This is a genomic window from Stappia indica, from assembly GCF_020177335.1.
GTDB classification, from domain to species: domain Bacteria; phylum Pseudomonadota; class Alphaproteobacteria; order Rhizobiales; family Stappiaceae; genus Stappia; species Stappia indica_B.
In genome coordinates this window covers 270295-291999 of record NZ_JAIVMG010000003.1, presented here as the reverse complement: position 1 = coordinate 291999, position 21705 = coordinate 270295, and the positions used below count along the sequence as shown (strand labels likewise).

At 65.7% G+C, this 21705-nt stretch carries 20 protein-coding genes; 6 read left to right on the top strand and 14 right to left on the bottom strand.

The window, feature by feature from the left end; all coding sequences use genetic code 11:
* Positions 1 to 63 precede the first annotated feature (63 nt).
* Positions 64 to 1269: a cell wall hydrolase gene (locus LC062_RS05700; RefSeq protein WP_224910063.1), complete on the top strand. Its 1206-nt coding sequence runs from the start codon at positions 64 to 66 to the stop codon at positions 1267 to 1269.
* 64 nt (positions 1270 to 1333) lie between these two features.
* Positions 1334 to 1555: a hypothetical protein gene (locus LC062_RS05695; RefSeq protein WP_224910062.1), complete on the top strand. Its 222-nt coding sequence runs from the start codon at positions 1334 to 1336 to the stop codon at positions 1553 to 1555.
* A 67-nt stretch (positions 1556 to 1622) separates the two neighbouring features.
* Here the strand turns inward: LC062_RS05695 and LC062_RS05690 are convergent, their stop codons facing one another.
* Positions 1623 to 2015, bottom strand: a complete 393-nt coding sequence (locus tag LC062_RS05690) for a hypothetical protein (protein ID WP_224910061.1) — start codon at positions 2013 to 2015, stop codon at positions 1623 to 1625.
* A 131-nt stretch (positions 2016 to 2146) separates the two neighbouring features.
* Between LC062_RS05690 and LC062_RS05685 the strand changes: the two genes are divergently transcribed.
* Positions 2147 to 3979: a GGDEF domain-containing protein gene (locus LC062_RS05685; RefSeq protein ID WP_224910060.1), complete on the top strand. Its 1833-nt coding sequence runs from the start codon at positions 2147 to 2149 to the stop codon at positions 3977 to 3979.
* On the opposite strand, the gene LC062_RS05680 is transcribed toward LC062_RS05685, so the two are convergent.
* Positions 3954 to 5090, bottom strand: a complete 1137-nt coding sequence (locus LC062_RS05680) for an acyl-CoA dehydrogenase family protein (protein WP_224910059.1) — start codon at positions 5088 to 5090, stop codon at positions 3954 to 3956. The genes LC062_RS05685 and LC062_RS05680 overlap by 26 nt on opposite strands.
* Positions 5087 to 6253 (bottom strand): CaiB/BaiF CoA transferase family protein, encoded by a 1167-nt coding sequence (locus LC062_RS05675; protein ID WP_224910058.1) that lies wholly within the window; start codon positions 6251 to 6253, stop codon positions 5087 to 5089. Before LC062_RS05675 ends, LC062_RS05680 begins: the two co-directional genes overlap by 4 nt.
* Positions 6254 to 6357: 104 nt before the next feature.
* Between LC062_RS05675 and LC062_RS05670 the strand changes: the two genes are divergently transcribed.
* Positions 6358 to 7266, top strand: a complete 909-nt coding sequence (locus LC062_RS05670; RefSeq protein WP_224910057.1) for a LysR family transcriptional regulator — start codon at positions 6358 to 6360, stop codon at positions 7264 to 7266.
* Between the two features lie 6 nt (positions 7267 to 7272).
* Here LC062_RS05670 and nadC read toward each other — a convergent pair whose 3' ends face one another.
* The 4 genes from nadC to LC062_RS05650 all read right to left on the bottom strand — a co-directional run bounded on the left by nadC (position 7273) and on the right by LC062_RS05650 (position 11510).
* The gene (gene nadC / locus LC062_RS05665) at positions 7273 to 8103 is read right to left on the bottom strand and encodes a carboxylating nicotinate-nucleotide diphosphorylase (RefSeq protein WP_224910328.1); all 831 of its coding nucleotides are present in this window, start codon (positions 8101 to 8103) and stop codon (positions 7273 to 7275) included.
* Positions 8104 to 8138: 35 nt separating this feature from the next.
* Positions 8139 to 9752 (bottom strand): L-aspartate oxidase, encoded by a 1614-nt coding sequence (locus LC062_RS05660; RefSeq protein ID WP_224910056.1) that lies wholly within the window; start codon positions 9750 to 9752, stop codon positions 8139 to 8141.
* A 132-nt stretch (positions 9753 to 9884) separates the two neighbouring features.
* Positions 9885 to 10970 (bottom strand): quinolinate synthase NadA, encoded by a 1086-nt coding sequence (nadA, locus tag LC062_RS05655; protein ID WP_224910055.1) that lies wholly within the window; start codon positions 10968 to 10970, stop codon positions 9885 to 9887.
* Positions 10971 to 11228: 258 nt separating this feature from the next.
* Positions 11229 to 11510, bottom strand: a complete 282-nt coding sequence (locus tag LC062_RS05650; RefSeq protein WP_224910054.1) for a hypothetical protein — start codon at positions 11508 to 11510, stop codon at positions 11229 to 11231.
* On the opposite strand from LC062_RS05650, the gene LC062_RS05645 reads away from it, so the two are divergent.
* A complete protein-coding gene (locus LC062_RS05645; RefSeq protein ID WP_224910053.1) occupies positions 11509 to 12747 on the top strand; it encodes an MFS transporter in 1239 nt (412 codons plus the stop codon). The genes LC062_RS05650 and LC062_RS05645 overlap by 2 nt on opposite strands.
* A 43-nt stretch (positions 12748 to 12790) precedes the next feature.
* Here LC062_RS05645 and LC062_RS05640 read toward each other — a convergent pair whose 3' ends face one another.
* The 3 genes from LC062_RS05640 to LC062_RS05630 form a co-directional block, all read right to left on the bottom strand.
* Positions 12791 to 12976: a hypothetical protein gene (locus tag LC062_RS05640; RefSeq protein ID WP_224910052.1), complete on the bottom strand. Its 186-nt coding sequence runs from the start codon at positions 12974 to 12976 to the stop codon at positions 12791 to 12793.
* Between the two features lie 67 nt (positions 12977 to 13043).
* Entirely contained in the window at positions 13044 to 13919 is an 876-nt protein-coding gene (locus tag LC062_RS05635) for a S49 family peptidase (RefSeq protein ID WP_224910051.1), read from the bottom strand.
* 128 nt (positions 13920 to 14047) lie between these two features.
* Positions 14048 to 15016 (bottom strand): uracil-DNA glycosylase, encoded by a 969-nt coding sequence (locus tag LC062_RS05630; protein WP_224910050.1) that lies wholly within the window; start codon positions 15014 to 15016, stop codon positions 14048 to 14050.
* Between the two features lie 257 nt (positions 15017 to 15273).
* Between LC062_RS05630 and LC062_RS05625 the strand changes: the two genes are divergently transcribed.
* Complete coding sequence (locus tag LC062_RS05625; protein WP_224910049.1) at positions 15274 to 16953, top strand: electron transfer flavoprotein-ubiquinone oxidoreductase; 1680 nt, start codon at positions 15274 to 15276, stop codon at positions 16951 to 16953.
* Between the two features lie 31 nt (positions 16954 to 16984).
* Here the strand turns inward: LC062_RS05625 and LC062_RS05620 are convergent, their stop codons facing one another.
* The 4 genes from LC062_RS05620 to LC062_RS05605 form a co-directional block, all read right to left on the bottom strand.
* Positions 16985 to 17542, bottom strand: coding sequence for a flavodoxin domain-containing protein (locus LC062_RS05620; RefSeq protein ID WP_224910048.1), 558 nt, complete (start codon positions 17540 to 17542; stop codon positions 16985 to 16987).
* Positions 17543 to 17813: 271 nt separating this feature from the next.
* On the bottom strand, positions 17814 to 18443 hold the full coding sequence (locus tag LC062_RS05615; protein WP_224910047.1) for a peroxiredoxin: 630 nt from the start codon (positions 18441 to 18443) through the stop codon (positions 17814 to 17816).
* 208 nt (positions 18444 to 18651) lie between these two features.
* Complete coding sequence (locus LC062_RS05610) at positions 18652 to 20961, bottom strand: NADP-dependent malic enzyme (protein ID WP_224910046.1); 2310 nt, start codon at positions 20959 to 20961, stop codon at positions 18652 to 18654.
* Between the two features lie 76 nt (positions 20962 to 21037).
* A complete protein-coding gene (locus LC062_RS05605; protein WP_224910045.1) occupies positions 21038 to 21703 on the bottom strand; it encodes a ceramidase domain-containing protein in 666 nt (221 codons plus the stop codon).
* Positions 21704 to 21705: the final 2 nt, after the last annotated feature.

Below are 21705 nucleotides of genomic sequence, written 5' to 3'. Positions count from 1 at the left end.
ACGTCTGGCGGGCCCTTGCCGCCCGCCGTCACCGCGTATCGCCCAGGACCGGAGTTGCCGCGTATGTTTGGCACGGTGCAATCAGCTTCCCCGCGAAGCCGCAGACGCGGCCGCGCCATCGGTGTTCTCGCCACCTCGGCGCCCGCCTTCTATCTCTTGGCAACCCTGCCGGTCGCCCAGCAGGACATCGCCGCGCTGATGGAGGCGAACCGCGCCAATGCCCCGCGCTGGATGTCGGCGATCGAGGCCGCACCGCATGCCTCCAGCCTGGCGCCGACCCTTGTGCTGGCCGATGCCTCCCGCCCGCGCCAGGCCGATGCGCCCGATTATGCCGTCACCAACGCCATGCCCGGATCCGATCCGGCGGTGGTGCGCGGGCTGGAGAGCTACGTCAAGGAAGTGGCCCCCGGGGTCCTGTCGGACAAGACCAGGGTCAACCGCGCCACCAAGGGCGACCGATATGTCTCGATGGCCCCGGACCGGCAGATGGTCGGGGTTGCCGCCGGCGCCGTCTACCAGATGGCCAGCCTGATCGGCGAGAACCGCGCGGTCCAGAACCCGCGCGTCGCCTTCATCAAATCCGCGCCGACCACCGGCACGGCCCTTGCCGCCACGCAGACGGGCAGAAGCCCGCTCGACCTGACCCGGCTGGCGATTGCCCGCAATGTCGCCGCCACCAGCGTTTCGCTGGCCTCGGCCTATGCGCCCGAAGGGACCGAAAACATTCGCGCGCCGTTCGAGGCGTTGCTCGGCGGCAGCACACTGCCGCTTTCGGCCGAAGAAGAGGCCGCGCTCGAAGCCAACAGCGACAGCGATCCATTCTGGTGGGCCAAACGTCCGCTCCCCGCCAGCGTGCTGGCCGCCAAGGAACAGCGCTGCCTTGCCGAGGCGGTCTATTTCGAGGCACGCGGCGAGCCGCTCAACGGCCAGGTGGCGGTTGCCCAGGTGGTGCTCAACCGGGTGAAAAACCCCACCTACCCGCCGACCATCTGCAAGGTGGTCTACCAGAACCGCACAAAGCGCAATCGCTGCCAGTTCTCCTTCGCCTGCGATGGCATCCGCGACCGGATCAACGATCGCGAGCGCTGGAAGGTGGCGCAAAAGGTGGCGCGGGAAACGGTCTCCGGCCAGCGGTATCTGGAAAAGGTCGGCGCCTCGACCCATTACCATGCGACCTACGTCAAGCCGCGTTGGGCCCGCTACATGACCCGGCTGCAAAAGATCGGCCAGCACATCTTTTACAAGACCAAGGGCGGCGGCTGGAGCTAGCCACCCGAACCAGCCCGCCGCTCCAGCGCCTTCGCCCCTGGCGCGCGCAACGAAACAGGCCCCCATGAAAGCCGTGTTGCTCCTCGTCTCCGGCGCGCTCATTTTCGGTGTCACATTTGCGGCCTGGTACTGGCTCAACGCCTTCGGCTGCGGCATGAACCCCACGGGCTGCGGCGGTGTCTCCCTGCATTGGGATGACTGGGAAGCGCTTCAGCATTTTGTCCCGACCTTCCTCCTCGGCATGGCGCTCATGGTTGCCGGGTTGTGGCACTGCGTTCGGCGCTGAACAGCCTACCCGACCGTCTCCATGGATCTGGTAAGATCAGGGTTTGCCGAAATCCCGTTTTGAAGATTTACAAATCAATCAATAAAATAACAGGGTCTCGAATATCGAGAGAAAACTGAACAACCCCTTGAGCAAAAATGAAGATACAGCCCCACATGACGGACCAGTACAAGAAAGGATTGTCATATCGTGAATGCACGATCAGATAGGAAAAGAACACGATCCGGCCGGTCAGCCAACCACCTCCCGTCATCAACAGCGCCCCGATCGTCATCGCCGCGCCGGCGTTCGCAGCGGTAACACTCTCGCCCTTGGCCGCGAGATCGATAATCGCCCAGTTGATGGTCAGCACGGCGAAGATGGCCAGGACCATTCCCAAAAAAACTTCGATGGCACCAAATTCGGCATTGTCCCAGCACTGCATCGCAAGATCCTGAAGTTCCATTTCGACAGCGCTCATTCGATATCATCTCCCAGCGTAATATTGGCTTCAAATTTGCCAGCTAGGGTTCTCGCCCTGACGTTCGACCTGCCCAGCCCGGGCATGTGAGTCGTGCGCGCCGGCCGGTTAGCGGCCGCGGAGCCCCGCAGATGAGCCATGACATCGACGCCCTGACGCAGGCCTGGCGTTCGCACCGGAACAGCCATCTGTTTCTGGCCAATGCCCGCGCTCATCTCGACATTGCATTGCAACCCTTTGTCGACAGCCACACCGGCGAGATTCAGGGGCTCGGCGCCCATTTGTGCGGGCCGGAAAAACTCGGCTTCGACGCGCCCCATCTCATTCATGACTTCGCTGCGGAGACTGGCTGTCTTCCCGAGTTCGTGACCCTGCTGCGGGCAAGGGCAATCGCCCAATTCGCCCGGCTCTCGGAGGCACGCCCCCTCCTGCTTCTGTTGCCGGTCAGCAAGCACATCCTCGATCTCGACGGCGCTCTGCTGAAGGAAACCCAGAACCTGACGGCCAAGCACAAACTGGCGCCAGAAGCGATTTGCCTGGAGCCACCGACAGCAAGCGGATTGATCCCTCAGGACAGCATCGATCGTTTCGTAATGACGGCCCGCGGTTTTGGCTTCTCCCATGCCCATGACGGCCTTGAATCCATCGGCACCCCGCTCCAGACCCTATACGAACAGGGGCCGCGCTTGCTCAAGCTGGGCCGCAGCTTCTTCGCGGGCCTGCACGGGGATGCGCGCCGGATGCGCTTCGCCGCGAGCCTGGTCGATCTCGCCCACGCGCTCGGCGGACGGGTGCTCGCGCAAAATGTGGAAACGGAGGCGGATCTGCGCGCCTGTCGGGAAATGGGCTGCGATCTGGTGCAAGGGGCGCTGATTGCAGAGCCCACGCTTGATCTTCAGAGCTTGCGCCGGTGCTATGACACGATTGGCGCCGCCGCTCTGCGCCATGGCGAGGCTCTTGGCGCCGATCCGGGCTTCCTGATGCGGGAGATGGAGGTCCTGCCGTCGATCCACACCGGGGCCAGCATCTCCAGAGCGCTGGAAATCTTCCGCGCGAACGCCCGCCAGACGGTATTGCCGGTGCTCGACGCTCTCGATCACCCGACCGGCCTCATCCTGGAACCCGATCTCAAGAGCCTGCTCTATACCTCCTACGGGCGCGACCTGCTGCTCAATCCCACCATCGACAATCACCTGCGGCGTTTCATTCGCCATTGTGCCGTGGCGGATATCCACACCCCACTGGAAACCCTTGTGGAGATCAGCAGCTCGGATCCATCCGAGGGCATCGTGATCACGCAAAACGGTCGCTATGCGGGCTATCTGCCGACCAATGCGCTGTTGAAGCTTTCCAACGAAACCAGACTGCGGATTGCACAGGATCAGAATCCGCTGACAAAATTGCCGGGAAACGCGGCAATCTTCGATCATGTCGGCAAGGCGGCGCTGCAATCGGACGTCGATCGCGCCTTCTGCTACGTCGATTTCGACAATTTCAAGCCGTTCAACGACACCTACGGCTTCCGCCTCGGCGACCGTGCCCTGATGCTGTTCGCGGAGATCGCCCGTCGCAAGCTTCAGAACCTGGCGGCCTTCATCGGCCATGTCGGCGGCGATGATTTCTTTCTCGGCATCAAGGGACAGGAGCTGGCGCCACTGGAGGAAGTCATGCGCGAGCTGCGCCGGGACTTCCGGCATGAGGTGGAAAGCCTGCATGAGGCAAACCACCGGCGACAGGGCTTCATTCTGGCCAGCGACCGGAAGGGGCAGCCGCAACGCTATCCGCTGCTGTCCTGCTCCATCGCGGTGCTTTTTCTTCCCCGGCGGGTGCGGGTCAATGACCCCGACACCCTGAGCACCCATATCGCGGCGCTCAAGAACCGGGCCAAGGCGATGGAAGACGGGGTTGCCGCCTGCCGCCTCGGCCCGGACAGCGACGTCAGCTCAAGAGGTCGCGGGCAATGATGGTGCGCTGGATCTCAGAAGAACCCTCGTAAATGCGGAAAATGCGCAGATCGCGCAGGTAGCGCTCCAGCGGGAAATCGCAGGTGTAGCCGTAGCCGCCGTGGATCTGCAGCGCCCGGTCGGCGATCCGCCAGGCGGCCTCGCTGGCATAGAGCTTGGCGAAGGCGGATTCGCGCGAATAGCGCTGACCGGTGCCGCGCTTTTCCGCCGCCTGATAGGCCAGCGCCCTTGCCGCCGCCAGATCGGTGGCCATATCGGCCAGCATCCACTGCAGCCCCTGAAAGTCGGCGATGGCATGGCCGCCGACCTTGCGCTCCTTGGCATAGGCAACCGCAGCCTCAAGGGCGGCCTCGGCGATGCCGGTCGCCTGCGCCGCCACCTCGATCCGGCCGTTGTCGAGCACCTTCATCGCGGTGCGGAAGCCGGTGCCCTCCGCGCCCAACAGATTTTCAGCAGGCACGTGGCAATCGAGCGACAAGCTGAAAACATGGCCGCCGCGCAGGCCCATGGTCTTTTCATTGGGGCCGATCTCGATGCCCTCGGTCGTCTTCGGTTCGACCACGAAGGCGCTGACGCCGCGCGCGCCGGCGGTCCGGTCGGTCTTGGCATAGACCACCATGAAATCCGCCGCGCCGGCATTGGAGATGAAGCACTTGGAGCCCTTCAGCCGGTAGCCGCCGTCCTCGGCCACCGCGTGGCTGCGCATGTCCGCCGGGTTCGAACCCGCTTCCGGTTCCGTCAGCGCGAAGGCGCCAAGCATCCGCCCCTCGGCCGCCGCCGGCAGATAGCGCTGCTTCAACGCCTCATCGCCGCCCAGAAGCAGGGAATCAGTTGCCAGAAAATGTGCGGTCAGCATGGAGGCGGTGGACCCGCAGGCGCCGGCGATCAGCTCCACCGCCCGGTAGAGCGCCGGGCCGGGCAGCCCCACCCCGCCATATTGCTCCGGCAGGTTCATGCCCAGAATGCCCATTTCCGCCAGCGCATCGCGGTGGATGGTGGCGAACTGCCCCTCCTCGTCGATCCGCGCGGCCTGCGGCGCCAGCGTCTTTTCGGCGAAGCGGGCGATCTGTTCGATGATCATCGCTTCATCGTCACGAAATGTCGGGGTCATTGGCTGGCTCCTTCGGTCAGTCCGGCAAGGATTTCTGTTTCATGCTGATTGAGGGCTGGCGCGGGCCGCCGGCCACCCCGGGGCGCACCGGAGAAATGCACCGGCTGCTCGGGGACCGACAGCGCCCCGAACAGCGGGTGATCGACGATGCTGGCAAGGCCGCGCGCGGAGGCCTGCGGCGAACGCCAGGCGTCCGCGGCGGTCTCAATGGGGGCCGCCGGAATGCCGGCTTCGGCAAGCCGCTCGACCGCCTCCGCAGCGGTCAGCCCCGCCGACCAACCCTCGATATGAGTGGCCAGCGCCGGCTCGTTCTGGCGGCGCAGCACATCGCTGGCAAAGCGCGGATCGGCGGTCAGGGCCTCCTCGCCAATCGCCCGGCAAAACGCCTGGAACAGACGGTCGTTCAGCACCGCCACGGCGAAATGTCCGTCCGAGGCCCGGTAGGTGCCAAAGGGCGCCGACAGGGCATGGCGGTTGCCGGTGCGCATGGGATCCTCGCCAGCCATCAGAACGCGGGTCGCCGCCGTCGGCATCATCGCCAGGAGAGAATCGAACAGCGCCACATCCACATGGCGCCCCCGGCCGGTGCGCTGGCGCTCGAACAGGGCGACCATCGCCCCGAAGGCGGCGAACACCCCGCCGGCCACATCGCCCACCGCCTCGCCGACCATGGTCGGCGCTCCGTCCGGCTCGCCGCTGAGATGCATCAGGCCGGACATGGCCTGGACGATGATGTCATAGGCCGGGCGGGCGACATTCGGCCCGCTCTGACCGAAACCGGAGACGCTGACATAGACCAGTCCGGGGTTTTCCGCCTGAAGCGCCTCCGGGCCGAGGCCGAGCCTGGTCATCACCCCGGGGCGGAAGTTCTCCACCAGCAGATCGGCGGACCTGACCAGCTCCCGCACCTTTTGCACCGCCGCCGGATCCTTCAGATCCATCGCGATCGACCGCTTGCCGCGATTGACCGCCTGAAACAGCAGGCTTTCTTCCTCACGGAACGGCCCGACATGACGGTAATCATCGCCGCCGGGGCTTTCGATCTTGATCACATCGGCGCCGAGATCGGCCAGCATCGCCGTGCAATAGGGTCCGGCCAGAACCCGAGTGAAATCCAGCACCCGCACGCCGTCAAGCGGCCGTGCCGCCTTTTCCGTTTCCATTTCCGCCATCCTCTTGCCTGGCTCATTCGGCAGAGCCTAGGCGGGCGGCGGATATAGAAAGAAATACATTTCTTTCATATAAGGGATAAATGGAAACTATCCCCTTGAGCTTTCGGCAGGTCGACTACTTCATCGCCGTCGCCGAAACCGGCAGCACCGCCGCCGCCGCCCGCCTTGTCAACGTCTCCCAGCCCTCGGTGTCCCTCGCGGTGGCCCGGCTGGAGGAGACCCTTGGCCAGCCGCTGTTCCTGCGCGCCACCGGCCAGGGCATGGCGCTCACCGGCTTCGGGCGGCAGAAGCTGGCCGAGTTCCGCAGCCTGCGCGCGCAGACACGGGCAATCCTCGCCTCCGCCGGCAAGGAGGCGCCGCTGCCGCCGATGCTGGATCTGGGGGTGTTTTCCACCCTGGGACCGCGCTATGTGCCCACGCTGATCGACCGGTTCCGGACGCGCGTGCCCAATGCCCGGCTGCGCCTGCACGAGGCGGACCTGGAAACCCTGCATGCCTGGCTGGAGACCGGACGCATCGACCTTGCCATCGTCTATGACTTCGGTCTTGGCGGAGATGTGGAGATGACGCCGCTGCATGAGGCAAGGCCCTATGCGCTGGTGGCCGGCGATCATCCGCTCGCCGGAGAAACCAGCGTTTCGCTCGCCCGAGTGCTTGAGGATCCCCTCATCCTCGTCAACCTGCCGCAAAGCCGGAACTTCTTCCTGTCGATCATTCAGGCACGCGGGCTGAGCGCGCGCATCGGCATGGAGACCAGTTCCATCGAGATGCTGCGCTCGATGGTGGCAAGCCGCCTCGGCGTCGGCCTGCTGGCGACCGAATTGCCGTATCGCACCACCTATGACGGCGGAACGGTCGCCCATCTGCAGCTGGAAGACCCCATCCCGCCGCACCGGGTCGCGCTTGCCAAACCGGCACGCCTGCCCGGCACCTGGGTCACCCGGGTGTTCGAGGAGGAGGCGCGCCGCTTCTTCAAGGGCATCGCGCCGGACGCGACCGGGTAAGCCGGCTCAGCCGCGCAGCGCGATATCGAGCCCCAGATCCATCACCGGCGCCGAATGGGTGATCCAGCCGACGGAGATGAGATCGACGCCGGTTTCGGCGATGCCGGCCACCGTTTCCAGATTGACCCCGCCGGAAGCTTCCAGCAGCACCCGGCCGTTCGCGATTGCCACCGCTTCGCGCAGGCGCGCCGGCGGCATGTTGTCGAGCATCACCACATCCGGCCCCGCTTCCAGCGCCTCGCGAAGCTGCTCCAGCGTGTCGACCTCGACCTCCACCTTGACCAGATGGCCGGCAAAGCGCCGGGCGGCGGCCACCGCCTCGGCAACGCTGCCGACGACGGCAATGTGGTTGTCCTTGATCAGGATCGCATCATCGAGACCGAAGCGGTGGTTGGCACCGCCGCCGCAGCGCACCGCGTATTTCTCCAGAGCACGCAGGCCCGGCGTGGTCTTGCGGGTGCAGACGATCCGCGCTTTGGTATGCGCGACCTTCTCGGCAAACAGATGCGTGGCGCTGGCCACACCGGACAGATGCCCCAGGAAGTTCAGGGCAACCCGCTCGGCGGCAAGCACGGCCCGAGCCGGCCCCTCGATCCGCATCACCTTGTCCCCCGGCGAGACAAGATCGCCATCCTGGCACAGGGCCTCGGCGCGAATCTCCGGGTCGGAGAGGCGGAAGGCGGCGAGCGCACAGGCAATGCCGGCGATCCGCCCAGGCACCCGGGCTGCAATGACCGCATCGGCGCGGGCAGAGCGCGGCAAGGTCGCCTGCGCGGTGATATCGCCGGTCCGGCCCCAGTCTTCCAGCAGCGCGGCCTTGACCGTCTCCTCAATCATCAACGCCGGCAGGTCCGGCAGGGTGTCGCGTCCGCTCACAGCTTCACCTTTTCGGCAATCGCCGCCTGTCCGACGGCGCTTTCCGCCGCTTCCCTTGCCAATGCCTCGACATCGGAGAGCCTGAGGAAGGACCGGCGCGCCTGCGCCGGATCGGTCTCTGGGAAATCCCGGCGCCAGTGACCGCCCCGGCTTTCGCGCCGGAGCAGTGCGGCGCCAGCCACCATCTTGGCGGTGGTCATCATGTTGAGGATCGACCGGCGGCGGCACTGGGCCTCCAGCGCGGTGACGATCGCCAGGGTGCGGGTCAGCCCGTCCTCGTCGCGCTGCACGCCAACATGCGCGGCCATGGTCTCGCGCAGCACGGTGATGGCGCTGCGTTCCACCTCGTTGCGGCGGGTGGCTTCCTGAATGTCCTCGTTGAGAGCGGGCCAGTGGGCCGTGCGCGGATTGGGCATCTGCCCCTGAATGTCCTCGGCGATGCGCGCGGCGAACACCACGGTTTCCAGCAGCGAGTTCGACGCCAGCCGGTTGGCGCCATGGGCACCGCTGGAGGCGACCTCGCCGGCGGCCCAGAGATTGTCGAGCGAGCTGCGGCCATTGGCATCAGTCAGGATGCCGCCCATGTGATAGTGCTCAGCCGGCGCCACCGGGATCGGTTCGCGCACCGGGTCGATGCCGGCGCTGAGACAGGCGGCATGAACCGTCGGGAACTTCTCGGCAAACACTGTTCCGATCGCCTCGCGGCAGTCGAGGAAGGCCCCCCGCCCAGCCTCGATCTCGGCGAACACCGCCCGGGCCACCACATCGCGCGGTGCCAGCTCCTTCAAGGGATCGACCGCTTCCATGAAGCGCTCGCCGGCGCCGTTTACCAGCACCGCGCCTTCGCCGCGCAGCGCCTCGGAGGCAAGCGGCGCGGGATCGCGCCCGACGTTCAGCGCGGTCGGGTGGAACTGGACGAATTCCGCATCGGCGATCACCGCGCCGGCGCGCGCCGCCATGGCAACGCCCTGGCCGTTGGCTTCCGGCGGGTTGGTGGTCACCGCGAACAGATGGCCGATGCCGCCGGAGGCCAGCACCACCGCATGGGCAGGAAAGGCGAGCCGTTCATGATCGCCGCGCCGGCGGGCGAGCACACCGGTGACCAGCCGGCCCTCGTGCAGCAGTTCCTCGCCGAGATAGCCTTCCACCACGCGGATGGACGGGGTCTGACGCACGGCGGCCACCAGCGCATTCATGATCGCCCGGCCGGCCATGTCGCCACGCACCCGGACGATCCGGTTGGCCGAATGGGCCGCCTCGCGGGAAAGCTGCAGGCGCCCTTCCAGATCCATGTCGAACGGCACGCCATAGCCGAGCAGATCGCGCACGCGCTCGCCCGCTTCCTCGGTCATCAACCGGACGATCTTTTCCTCGCACAGCCCGCCACCGACGGCCAGCGTGTCTTCGGCATGGGCGGCGGTGCTGTCCTCATCGGACACGGCGGCGGCAATGCCCCCTTGCGCCCAGGAAGACGACGCCCCCTCACCGATCGGCGAGGCGGACAGGATGGTGACGGGACGCGGCGCCAGCTTGAGCGCGCAGAAGAGACCGGTCAGGCCTCCGCCGAGAATCAGAACGTCATCGATATGGCTGGTTGCGGATGCGGACATGAATGCGGTTCCGGAGACAGGACCGGCGGTCGTGGGAGGTAGGCCGCTGAACGGTCGAAAAGCCCGGACCGCGGGAAAGCGGCCCGGGCGGGCAAGGCAGGGACGTCATGATACGGGCGCCGGCGGCGTCCGTCAGCTTTTCAGATGGATCATCCGTTCGACGGCCTGGCGCGCGCGGTCGGCGACCTCGGGATCGACGGTGACCTCTTCCTTCATCTCCACCAGCGCATCGAGGATCTTCGACAGGGTGATCCGCTTCATGTGCGGGCAGAGATTGCAGGGCCGGACATAATCGACGCCGGGGGTTTCCGAGGCGATGTTGTCGGCCATGGAGCATTCGGTCACGAGCATGACCTTTTCCGGCAGGTTGGTCTTCACCCAGTCGATCATGCCGGCGGTCGAGCCGGAGAAATCCGCCTCGTCGACCACCTCCGGCGGGCATTCCGGATGGGCGATGATCTTCACCGACGGTTCGATCTCGCGATACTCGCGCAGCTCCTCGGCGGTGAAGCGCTCATGCACCTCGCAGGCGCCTGCCCAGGTGAGAACCTCCACGTCGGTCTGGCGCGCCACGTTGGCGGCGAGATACTGGTCGGGGATCAGCAGCACGCGCGGGGCGTTGAGGCTTTCCACCACCTGCACCGCGTTGGAGGAGGTGCAGCAGATGTCGCATTCCGCCTTCACCGCCGCCGAGGTGTTGACATAGGTGACGATCGGCACGCCCGGATGCTTCTCGCGCAGGCCGCGCACATCCTCGGCGGTGATCGATTCGGCCAGCGAGCACCCCGCCTTGCTGTCGGGAATGAGCACGGTCTTTTCCGGGCTGAGGATCTTCGCCGTCTCGGCCATGAAGTGAACGCCGCACTGGACGATCACTTCGGCGTCGGTGCGGGCGGCCTCCTTGGCCAGCTGCAGGCTGTCGCCGACGATGTCCGCAACCCCGTGGAAGATCTCCGGCGTCATGTAGTTGTGCGCCAGAACAACCGCGTTGCGCTCGCGCTTCAGCTTGTTGATGGCATGGATCAGCGGCGCCAGGAGCGGCCACTCGATCTCCGGGATGAAGTCCTTGACCTTCTCGTAGATGGGGGCGGTCTCGGCCGCGACCTCCGGCGTGTAGGCAAGATCGGGCCGCTCGACCGGACCATAGCGGTCCAGCGCCGTCGCGACGCGCTCGGAGGATCCAGCCTGGAAGCTGGAGGACAGGATGGTGGTGGTCATGGCGACCTCCCTGACTGATGGCGACCGGACGGGCCTCCCGCTCCGATCCCCCTGCATCCGCAATGCTTCCGCCGCCGGATGCATTGTGCTCAATTTGAGCATAACCAGAGGTTTAAAAAAGGCGGCTCGCGCCGGTGGTTATGCTCATTCGGGGTATATATAAGTGCGCGCCGGGATCTTGCCAAACGGTTTCTTGTCGAAACCATCACAAACACCGCAACCTATTGATCAGACGTCCGTTTCATCATCAAAAACGGCTCAGACGGCTGTTTCAAGGGCGGAAAAGGCATAGGCCAGCGAGCCGTGCGCTCCGCCAGATAACAGCCAGACGGACAGTCTCGCGCGGAAATCCGGCACCTCGATGACCGTCAGGCGGCCGGCCTCGGTGCTGGCGGCGACATGTTCATCGGATGCGTGTTTCATGCTAGATGCGAATATCTGGAATAAATATGTTTCATTATTTTCAGCTCGCAAAGCGCGGCATAGTCCCACCAACACTCCATTTCGGCCCAGCGCCGCCGCAATCCGGATCCGCCTCATGCCCACGCCCCTGCCCGGCCGTTTCAGGGATGGCCCCAACATTCCGCTGATCATCATCTGCGGTTGCCTGATCTCGATGCTGACCTTCGGCCCGCGCTCGGCGCTCGGGCTGTTTCTCGGTCCCATCACCAGCGATCAGGGCTGGTCGCGCGAAACCTTCGCGCTGGCGCTGGCGATCCAGAACCTTCTCTGGGGCGCGGCTCAGCCGATCGCCGGCATGATCGCCGACCGCTACGGCACCGCACGCACCCTTGCCTTCGGCGGCGTGCTCTACGCGGCCGGGCTGGTGCTGACGGTGCAGGCGGACACGCCGCTGGTGCTGCATCTCTCCGCCGGCGTGATGATCGGCACCGGCGTTGCCTTTTCCTCGTTCTCGCTGGTGCTCGCCGCCTTCGGCCGGACGGTCACCCCGGCGCAGCGCTCGCTCGCCTTCGGCATCGGCACGGCCTCCGGCTCCTTCGGCCAGTTCCTGTTCGCGCCGCTCGGCCAGGGGCTGCTTGACGGCTTCGGCTGGCAGAACGCACTCCTGATCATGTCCGGGCTGATGCTGCTCGTGCCCGTCCTTGCCATTGCGCTGCGCGGCAAGCCCGACGCCGGACCGGCGACACCGGGCGCGCACGACCAGAGCCTGATCGAAGCGCTCCGGGAAGCCTTCGGCACGCGCGGCTTCGTGCTCCTGACCTTCGGCTTCTTCGTCTGCGGCTTTCACGTCGCCTTCATCACCGTGCACCTGCCGCCCTACATCGTCGATCTCGGCCTCGACCCGATGTGGGGCGCCAGCGCCATTGCGCTGATCGGCTTTTGCAACGTATTCGGCGCACTGGCATCGGGCTATATCGGCGGCCGCTTCTCCAAGCCGATCTTCCTCGCCCTGATCTATCTGGCGCGGGCGGTGGCCATCGGTCTGTTCCTGCTGGTGCCGCCGACGCCGCTGAGCGTGCTGATATTCGCCGGCGCCATGGGCTTCTTGTGGCTGTCCACCGTGCCGCCCACCTCCGGACTGGTGGCGGTGATGTTCGGCCCGCGCTACATGGCGACGCTGTTCGGCTTCGTCTTCTTCTCGCACCAGATCGGCGCGTTTCTGGGCGTCTGGCTGGGCGGGCGGCTCTATGACCAGACCGGATCCTATGATGCGATCTGGTATATCGGTATCGCCCTCAGCATCTTCGCCGCGCTGGTGCATTGGCCGATCCGCGAGGAACCGGTGGCCCGGCTGGCCGGCGTCCCGGCCGAATAGAAAAACACGGAGCCAAACCGGCGCCCGCCACGGCGGGCGCTGGCTAGTCTTCAGGCCGGTAGCGGCCGGTTTCCGGATCGCGCACCAGCTCCTTGGGCGGGGCGCCATCGGTGTCTTTCCGCGCGGCCTCGGAGACCTTGCGTTCCACCCGGGTCATTTCGCGGCGTACAGCGCGCACCAGCGCATAACCGCCAAGCGCCAGCGCCGCGATGCCAAAGGCATTGACCATCTTCTTGTCTCCCCTGCCTTGCTTGCGCGCCCCTTCATCGGGGACACAAAATCACCGGTGGCCTGACCTACAGACCGAACCGGGCCCAAAGCGCCCGGTTCTCCAGCGCGGTGATTGCCTCCTCGGCAAGCCCTGCGCCCTGATCGCGCCCGGTCAGCAATTCGCCCAGCGCGGCGGCAACGCCCACCCCCTGACGCCGGCCCAGAAGCGAGCGCGGCGCGGTCACCAGGCGGGTCTTCACCTCTTCGCCGAACCGGGCACGCAGCACGGAGCGCAGATCGCCGAGACTGTCGACAAGCCCGAGATCGCGGCCGGCGGTTCCGGTCCAGAACAGGCCGGAGAACAGATCCGGCGCCTCGCTGAGCACATCGCCGCGGCGGGACTTCACCAGATCGATGAAGTCGTCATGCACCTCCTGCTGGATCGCCTTGAGATGGCGCACATCCTCGTCCCGCTCCGGGCTGAAGGGATCGAGCAGCGCCTTGTTCTCGCCGGCGGTGTGCAGCCGCCGTTCGATCCCCAGCTTGTCGAGCGCGCCGGTGAAGCCGAACCCGGCATAGATCACGCCGATGGAGCCGACGATCGACGAGGCATCGGCGATGATCTCATCGCCGGCCACGGCGATCATATAGCCGCCGGACGCGGCCACATCCTCGACGAACACCAGGACTTCCTTGTCATGCTGCTTGGCCAGCGAGCGAATGCGATTGTGGATCAGCCGCGATTGCACCGGCGAGCCGCCGGGCGAATTGACGATCAGGGCCACCGCCGGGCCGGGCATGGAAAAGGCCTTGTCCAGCGGCCGGGCCACATTGGCCAGCGACAAGGTGGAGGAAAACGGCGAGGAAGAAACGCCGATGGCGCCCTGAAGACGCACCACGGGAATGACCGTGGGGACCTCCCCCAGTTTTCCGGGCAGGTATTTGCGAACACCGTCAAGCACGTTGGATCCTCTCACATCAACCAGGCGTTCAGGGAAGGAGCACCCTCCCCCACCTCGCGCAAATATAAGCCTTCCCCTCGCGCATTGAAGAGCAGGCCGATTTCTGAAGACCGCTTCTCCGCCCGCGCCTAGTCGGGCGCCCCGTCCGTGGGAGCGGGCGCGCAAGCGTCGAGGGCCGCGCGGATTTCCAGAAAGTCCCGCCAGGCGTAGCGCTTCTGCGCGGGCGTGCGCAGCAGATAGGCCGGATGCAGGGTCGCCATCGCCCGGATCCGGCCGGAGCCGAGCGGCATGTCCAGCCACTTGCCACGCAAGCGCAGGATCCCTTCCGGCGCCCCGGTCAGCGCCTTGGCCGAGGCGCCGCCCAGGAACACCAGAACCTTCGGCGCGACCAGCTCGATCTGGCGCAGGATGAACGGCTTGCAGATCTCGGTTTCCTGCGGGCTCGGCGTGCGGTTGCCCGGCGGGCGCCAGGGCACCACGTTGGTGATATAGGCGCTGGTGCGGTCAAGGCCGATGGCCGCCAACATCCGGTCGAGCAACTGCCCGGAGCGGCCGACAAAGGGAACCCCTTGCCGATCCTCCTCCCGGCCCGGCGCCTCGCCGATGAACATGACATCGGCTTCGGGATTGCCATCGGCAAAAACCAGCGACTTCGCCGTCAGGCGCAGATTGCAGGCCTCGAAGCGGGAAAGGATGTCCTTCAGGTCGCCAAGGGTCGCCGCGCTGTGCGCCGCATCCCGGGCCGCAACGATCGCCTCATCATCCGGAAGCACCGCCTGGTGGGTACCGGCAACCGGTGGGCGGGGAGCGGCCTGCGGCGCGTGACCCGGCAGGGGCGGTCGCCCCGCAGCGGGTGCGGGAGCGGCGGCGGCGAAGGGCGGATCTGCCATCTGCGGCAGGGACGACGCGGACGCGGCAGCGGCGGCGGCCGCCGGCTCGGAGGCGGCGAAGGCGTCGTAGGACAGTTCGTCGATGCCGGTATCAACCCCGGCCGCGAGATAGAAATCGAGCAGCGCCGCCAGCGCACGGCGATCGGCCGGTGCGGCTGCCGTGTGCCCGTTCTCTGCAATCGGATCTTTGGGGGTGCCTGACGCCATGCCCCGTTTTGCCGCATCCGCCCGCCCGTGGCAATCATGTCAGACGGGATCGCACAGCCGGCCCTTGCTCATACCGTTTACGTAAACGTAATATGCAACAGGGTCCGGAAGCACCATTGCAGCCGCTTTCGCAGTGCACTAAACAGAAAGCAGCGTGCGTCCGGCATCCCATGCGCTGGCCCTGCCGGATCGGCGCATATCCAATGACCGGTTTCAGAACATCTTTCGGGCACGAAAGCGATGCGGGGGAAAACACTATGAGCGAGGCGGACGCGCTTCCGGAACGCGAGAGCATGGACTTCGACGTCGTGATCGTCGGCGCGGGACCTGCCGGCCTGTCGGCGGCCATTCGGCTGAAGCAGATCGCCGAGGAAAAGGGCGAGGACGTTTCCGTCGTCGTTCTGGAGAAGGGCTCGGAAGTCGGGGCGCATATTCTCTCTGGCGCGGTGGTCGACCCCATTGGCATCGATGCGCTGCTGCCGGACTGGCGCGAGGAGGCGGACACGCCCTTCAAGACCGAGGTGACGGCGGATCATTTCCTGCTGCTCGGCCCGGCCGGCTCGATCCGCCTGCCCAATTTCATCATGCCCCGCCTGATGAACAACCACGGCAATTACATCGTCTCCCTCGGCAATGTCTGCCGCTGGCTTGCGGAAAAGGCCGAAGCGCTCGGCGTCGAGATCTACCCCGGCTTCGCCGCCGCCGAGGTGCTGTACGATGACGCGGGCAAGGTGGTCGGTGTTGCCACCGGCGACATGGGTGTCGGCCGCGACGGCAAGCCGAACGCCAACTACACCCGCGGCATGGAGCTGCGCGGCAAATACGTGCTGATCGGCGAAGGCGTGCGCGGTTCGCTCGCCAAGGAATTGATCAAGCGCTTCGAGCTGGACGCCGATTGCGACGTGCCGAAGTTCGGCATCGGCCTCAAGGAGCTGTGGCAGATCGACCCGGCCAAGCACCGGCCCGGCCTGGTGCAGCACTCCTTCGGCTGGCCGCTCGACAACCGCACCGGCGGCGGCTCGTTCCTCTACCACCTTGAAGACAACCAGGTCGCCGTCGGCTTCGTCGTCCACCTTGGCTACAAGAACCCCTATCTGTCGCCGTTCGACGAGTTCCAGCGGTTCAAGACCCATCCGGCGATCCGCGACACCTTCGAGGGCGGCAAGCGCATCTCCTATGGCGCGCGGGCGATCACCGAGGGCGGCTACCAGTCGGTGCCCAAGCTCTCCTTCCCCGGCGGGCTGCTGATCGGCTGCTCGGCCGGCTTCGTCAACCTGCCGCGCATCAAGGGCTCGCACAACGCGATCCTCTCCGGCAAGCTGGCTGCCGAGCAGGTGATGGACGCTCTTGCCGCCGGCCGCGACAACGCGGAGCTGACCGAATTCGACACCGCCTGGCGGGAAAGCGCCATCGGCGCCGACCTGAAGCCGGTGCGCAACGTCAAGCCGCTGTGGAGCCGTTTCGGCACCCTGCTCGGCATCGGCATCGGCGGTTTCGACATGTGGACCAACGAGCTGTTCGGCTTCTCGCTGTTCGGCACGCTGAAGCATGGCAAGCGGGATTCGGAGAGCCTGGAGCCGGCGGCAAAGCATACGCCGATCGCCTACCCCAAGCCCGACAACGAAGTCTCCTTCGACAAGCTGTCCTCGGTGTTCCTGTCGAACACCAACCACGAGGAGGATCAGCCGATCCACCTCAAGGTGGCGGACATGGCCCTGCAGAAGTCTTCCGAACATGACGTCTATGCCGGTCCGTCGAACCGCTACTGCCCGGCCGGTGTCTACGAATGGATCGAAGAGGGCGAGGATGCGCCGCGCTTCCAGATCAACGCGCAGAACTGCGTCCACTGCAAGACCTGCGACATCAAGGATCCGAACGGCAACATCACCTGGACGGTGCCGGAGGGCGCGGGTGGACCGAACTACCCGAACATGTAAGGGGTAAAGCCGCCCCGTACGGGCTTTCGCATCAGGCGCCGCCGCGCGCCTGATGCAGATTGTCGTGAAGAAACCGCGCGACGAACCGGTCGAGCGCCGGCCAATCGGTGAATTCCATATAGCCGGACGGATCCATCTCCACGCCCTTGCGGCGCAGGATCCGGTGAATGATCCAGCGCTTGAAGAGGCCCATCCGCCCGTCCTGAACCGCACCGCCGGCCAGATGCGCCGCGGTTGCCTGCCAGTCCAGTTCCTCGAACATTGCCTCAAGCGCGCCTTGCGCGTTTCGCCGGTCTTCCGCCAGCAACGAGCCGCCGGACAGGCTGACGGAAATGAAGGCCGTCGGCACCGCCTCAAGGCGACAGCGCTGCTTGTGAATGAAATCCCGGATCTCGCGCTGGTGCTGCCCCACATGCAGCGAGGCCGCCAGGATCGCCCCATCGAACGGCCCCAGCTCCAGCCGCTCCGCCGCACCTGCATCGACAAGGGTCACGCTGTGTCCGGCCGCGCGCACACGCTCCGCCACCCGCGCGGCGATCTTGCGAGTGTGCCCCTCCGTGGTGGCATAGACAACGAGCAAATGGGACATGACTTCTCACCCGAACACTGGCGCGCAAACCGCACGCACACGCCCAGAGTGTATCAGGCTCGCGAAGATTTCATGACAAATCTCAAGGCACTTGTCGAAAAGCCGGCAAAGCACCCCTGCCCTCGCATCGGCCTGGCATGTCGCCCGGGAGGCACGCGGAAAACGCCTGCCCGCGGAATGACTTGCCCGCTGGCACGGCGGCAACGCCTCCCCGGATCGACCTACAGTCGCCCCGGGAAGGCGGGCATCAAACGCGGTCAGTTGGCGTTGGTCACGCCACGTCGGTAAAGCGCAGGTAGGGGCGAACCTCTTCCCAACCTTGCGTGAATTTCGTCTTCGCGACCTCGTTGGTGATGGACGGCGGGATGATCACCCGATCGCCGGGGCGCCAGTCCGCCGGCGTTGCCACGCTGTTCTTGTCGGCAAGCTGCAAGGCATCGATCACCCGCAGGATCTCATCGAAGTTGCGCCCCACGTTCATCGGGTAGGTCATGGTCAGGCGGATCTTCTTGTTCGGATCGATGATGAACACCGACCGGACCGCCTGGGTCTCGCTCTCATCCGGGTGGAGCATGTCATAGAGCCGCGACACCTTGAGATCGGCGTCGGCGACAATCGGGAACTGCAGGTCGGTGTTCTGGGTGTCGTTGACATCCGCAATCCATTTGACATGTTCCGCGACCGTGTCGGTGGACAGGCCAAGCGGCTTGGTGTTGCGCGCGGCAAACGGCCCCGCCAATTGCGACGTACGGCCCATTTCCGTCGTGCAGACCGGCGTAAAATCCGCAGGATGGCTGAAGAAGAACACCCAGGAGTCACCGATCCAGTCGTGAAAGTCGATCGTTCCCTTGGTGGTCTCGATCGTGAAGTTCGGTGCGATATCGCCAATATGGAGTGACATGTCGCCTGACCTTTTCTGCTGGTGGAACGGGTAACTTCACAGAATCTGAATATAGGACAATGCGGCATAAGACCGCCGCGAGCGCCCTGATCTTCGGTCATCTGGCACCGATTTCAAGGGCGCGGAAACGTAAAAACGCCGGAGCGGCGAACCGCTCCGGCGCTTTTTTCCATTTCTTCGGGTGACCGGCGAAACGCGCCGCGTCCGGTCAGCCTTCCGCCGCCTTGCGGGTCTTGGCCTCGACCGAGGCGAAGGCCGACATGTTGACCACGCCGCGCGAGGTCACCGACGGGGTCAGCACGTGCACCGGCTTGGCCGTGCCCAGCAGGATCGGCCCCACATGCAGGCTGTCGGTCATCACCTTCACCAGATTGAGCGCGATGTTGGCCGCGTCCAGCGACGGGAAGACCAGAAGGTTGGCCTCGCCGGTCAGCCGCGAGTTCGGCATCACCCGGTCGCGCATGGCCAGCGACAGGGCACTGTCGCCATGCATCTCGCCGTCGACCTCCAGATCCGGCGCGATCTCGCCGAGGATCGCCAGCGCCTCCCGCATCCTGTGGGCCGATTCCATGTCGCGCGAGCCAAAGTTGGAGGCCGACAGCAGCGCGGCGCGCGGGGTGATGCCGAAGCGGCGGATCTCCTCTGCCGCCAGCATGGTCGTCTCGGCGATTTCCCGGGCGCTCGGCTTCTCCGTCACATAGGTGTCGGTGAAGAAGGTGGCTCCGCCCGTGTTGATCAGCAGCGACAGGGCGGAGAAGTCCTGCACCCCCTTGGCCGTGCCGATGATCGAGCGCACATCGGCCAGATGCTTGGAATAGCGTCCGTCGAGACCGCAGATCAGCGCATCCGCCTCGCCCCGATGCAAGGCAATCGCGCCGATCACCGTGGTGTTGGTGCGGATCATGGTGCGCGCCGCCTCGGGCGTCACGCCGCGCCGCCCGACCAGCTCCAGCAGCGTATCCACATATTCGCGGTAGCGCGGATCGTCTTCCGGGTTGATGCACTCGAAATCGACGCCCGGACGGATCTTCAGGCCGAAGCGGGCGCTGCGGGTCTCGATCACCGAAGGGCGGCCGATCAGGATCGGATGCGCGAGCTTGTCCTCGATCAGCACCTGGGCGGCGCGCAGCACCCGCTCATCCTCGCCGTTGGAATAGATGATCCGGGTGGAGGCGCCACGCGCGGCGGCAATCACCGGCTTCATGATCAGGCCGGAGCGGAAAACGAACCGGTTCAGCCGGTCATGATAGGCCTCGAAATCCTCGATCGGCCGCTGGGCAACGCCGGTCTCCATCGCCGCCCGCGCCACTGCCGGCGCGATGCGCAGGATCAGCCGCTGGTCGAAGGGCGAGGGAATGAGGTATTTCGCGCCGAAGGTCTCGCTGACCCCGCCATAGGCACGGGCGACCACCTCGGAGGGCTCCTCACGCGCCAGTTCGGCAATGGCGGCCACCGCGGCGAGCTTCATCTCCTCGTTGATGGTGGTCGCGCCGACATCCAGCGCCCCCCGAAAGATATAGGGGAAGCACAGGACGTTGTTGACCTGGTTGGGGTAATCGGACCGGCCCGTGCACATCATCACGTCGTCACGCACGGCAAGGGCCGCTTCCGGCATGATTTCCGGGTTGGGATTGGCCAGCGCCAGGATGAGCGGCCGCTCGGCCATCGTCGCCACCATCTCCGGCTTCAGCACGCCGCCCGCCGACACGCCGAGGAACACATCCGCGTCCGGGATCACCTCGCCCAGGGTGCGCTTGTCGGTGTCCTGGGCGAAGACCGCCTTCCATTCGTCCATCAGGGCCTCGCGGCCCGAGTAGACCACCCCTTCGATGTCGGTCACCCAGATGTTTTCGCGGCGCGCGCCAAGCGAACACAAGAGGTTGAGGCAGGCAAGCGCGGCCGCACCGGCGCCGGAGGCGACGATCTTGACCTCGGCGATGTCCTTGCCGGCGAATTCCAGCGCGTTCTTGACCGCAGCGGCGACGATGATGGCCGTACCGTGCTGGTCGTCGTGGAACACCGGAATGTTCATCCGCTCGCGCAGGGCGCGCTCGACCATGAAGCATTCCGGCGCCTTGATATCCTCAAGGTTGATACCGCCGAAGGTCGGCTCCAGTGCCGCCACCGCCTCGACGAAGGGCTCGACCTTGAGCTCGTCCACCTCGATATCGAACACGTCGATGCCGGCGAATTTCTTGAACAGGACCGCCTTGCCTTCCATCACCGGCTTGGAGGCGAGCGCGCCGATGGCGCCGAGCCCCAGCACCGCCGTGCCGTTGGAAATCACGCCGACCAGATTGGACCTGGCGGTGTAATCGGCGGCCAGTGCCGGATCGCGGGCAATCTCCAGGCAGGGAGCCGCCACCCCCGGCGAATAGGCAAGCGCCAGATCGCGCTGGTTGCCCAGCGGCTTGGTCGCCTGGATCGCCAGTTTTCCCGGATGGGGGTAGCGGTGATAGAAGAGCGCCGCCTCATCGAGTTCGCTGATGGTCTTGGGGGCGGTCGGCTTATCGGTCATGACGGTCCGTTGGGATTGGCAGGTGGCAAGGAATGCGCGAGGAGGGCCTTTGCGCGGCGAACGAACACCGGCTCCCTCACGCTACCGCGTCCCGCACGCCGCCCCGCGCATCGCTCAACACGCGAATCAGACGGTACAGGACCACGGCATTCAGGCAATGCCATACGAAATGCGTTCCGATAGGGAAAGCCGGACAGACAGGCATATCACCGGCCCGGAAGCCAAGGGAAACGAAAAACAGCAAGCCGGTGACAAACAGCGCCCGGCGCTGCGCCTTTTGGTCGCGCGGAGCCAGTGCGGCGATGCCGACAATGGCCAGCCCCGCCGGCAGATAGGCCCCGCTTGAGCCGACGCTGCGCGCCAGCCACGGCCCCACGGCAGACGAGACCACCAGAAAGGCCAGCGTGAGCAGCAGCGCAGCCGCAACGCTCAAGCCCATCACCCGGCGCAGCGCCAGGTAAAAGGCGAACTGGATGAACAACATGATCGGCAACACATCCGCCAGCCCCGACCAACGATTGGCGAAGGTGTGGAACAGGAACGAGCCGATGCCGACGGAAAAGACGATCAGGATCAGGGCAAGGCCGGCGCGGTCATCTCCGCCAGAGCGCCTCCAGGACCGCAGCGCCAGAGTTGCCGCGAGCAGAAAGGCCAGGTTGGTCACCGCATTCACCGGCTCCTGCCAGAAGCCCGGCGCAACCCGCTCGCAATAGCCATCGACCGCCGCCGTCCAGTCCATCATCC

Excerpts from the sequence above, each read along its gene's own strand:
- LC062_RS05625 (WP_224910049.1), top strand. The coding sequence starts at position 15,274 with ATGAGCGAGGCGGACGCGCTTCCGGAACGCGAGAGCATGGACTTCGAC.
- LC062_RS05615 (WP_224910047.1), bottom strand. The coding sequence starts at position 18,443 with ATGTCACTCCATATTGGCGATATCGCACCGAACTTCACGATCGAGACC.
- nadA (WP_224910055.1), bottom strand. The coding sequence starts at position 10,970 with ATGACCACCACCATCCTGTCCTCCAGCTTCCAGGCTGGATCCTCCGAG.
- LC062_RS05690 (WP_224910061.1), bottom strand. The coding sequence starts at position 2,015 with ATGAGCGCTGTCGAAATGGAACTTCAGGATCTTGCGATGCAGTGCTGG.
- nadC (WP_224910328.1), bottom strand. The coding sequence starts at position 8,103 with ATGATTGAGGAGACGGTCAAGGCCGCGCTGCTGGAAGACTGGGGCCGG.
- LC062_RS05645 (WP_224910053.1), top strand. The coding sequence starts at position 11,509 with ATGCCCACGCCCCTGCCCGGCCGTTTCAGGGATGGCCCCAACATTCCG.
- LC062_RS05700 (WP_224910063.1), top strand. The coding sequence starts at position 64 with ATGTTTGGCACGGTGCAATCAGCTTCCCCGCGAAGCCGCAGACGCGGC.
- LC062_RS05680 (WP_224910059.1), bottom strand. The coding sequence starts at position 5,090 with ATGACCCCGACATTTCGTGACGATGAAGCGATGATCATCGAACAGATC.
- LC062_RS05630 (WP_224910050.1), bottom strand. The coding sequence starts at position 15,016 with ATGGCGTCAGGCACCCCCAAAGATCCGATTGCAGAGAACGGGCACACG.
- LC062_RS05620 (WP_224910048.1), bottom strand. The coding sequence starts at position 17,542 with ATGTCCCATTTGCTCGTTGTCTATGCCACCACGGAGGGGCACACTCGC.
- LC062_RS05675 (WP_224910058.1), bottom strand. The coding sequence starts at position 6,253 with ATGGAAACGGAAAAGGCGGCACGGCCGCTTGACGGCGTGCGGGTGCTG.
- LC062_RS05640 (WP_224910052.1), bottom strand. The coding sequence starts at position 12,976 with ATGGTCAATGCCTTTGGCATCGCGGCGCTGGCGCTTGGCGGTTATGCG.
- LC062_RS05605 (WP_224910045.1), bottom strand. The coding sequence starts at position 21,703 with ATGATGGACTGGACGGCGGCGGTCGATGGCTATTGCGAGCGGGTTGCG.
- LC062_RS05610 (WP_224910046.1), bottom strand. The coding sequence starts at position 20,961 with ATGACCGATAAGCCGACCGCCCCCAAGACCATCAGCGAACTCGATGAG.
- LC062_RS05685 (WP_224910060.1), top strand. The coding sequence starts at position 2,147 with ATGAGCCATGACATCGACGCCCTGACGCAGGCCTGGCGTTCGCACCGG.
- LC062_RS05695 (WP_224910062.1), top strand. The coding sequence starts at position 1,334 with ATGAAAGCCGTGTTGCTCCTCGTCTCCGGCGCGCTCATTTTCGGTGTC.
- LC062_RS05660 (WP_224910056.1), bottom strand. The coding sequence starts at position 9,752 with ATGTCCGCATCCGCAACCAGCCATATCGATGACGTTCTGATTCTCGGC.
- LC062_RS05650 (WP_224910054.1), bottom strand. The coding sequence starts at position 11,510 with ATGAGGCGGATCCGGATTGCGGCGGCGCTGGGCCGAAATGGAGTGTTG.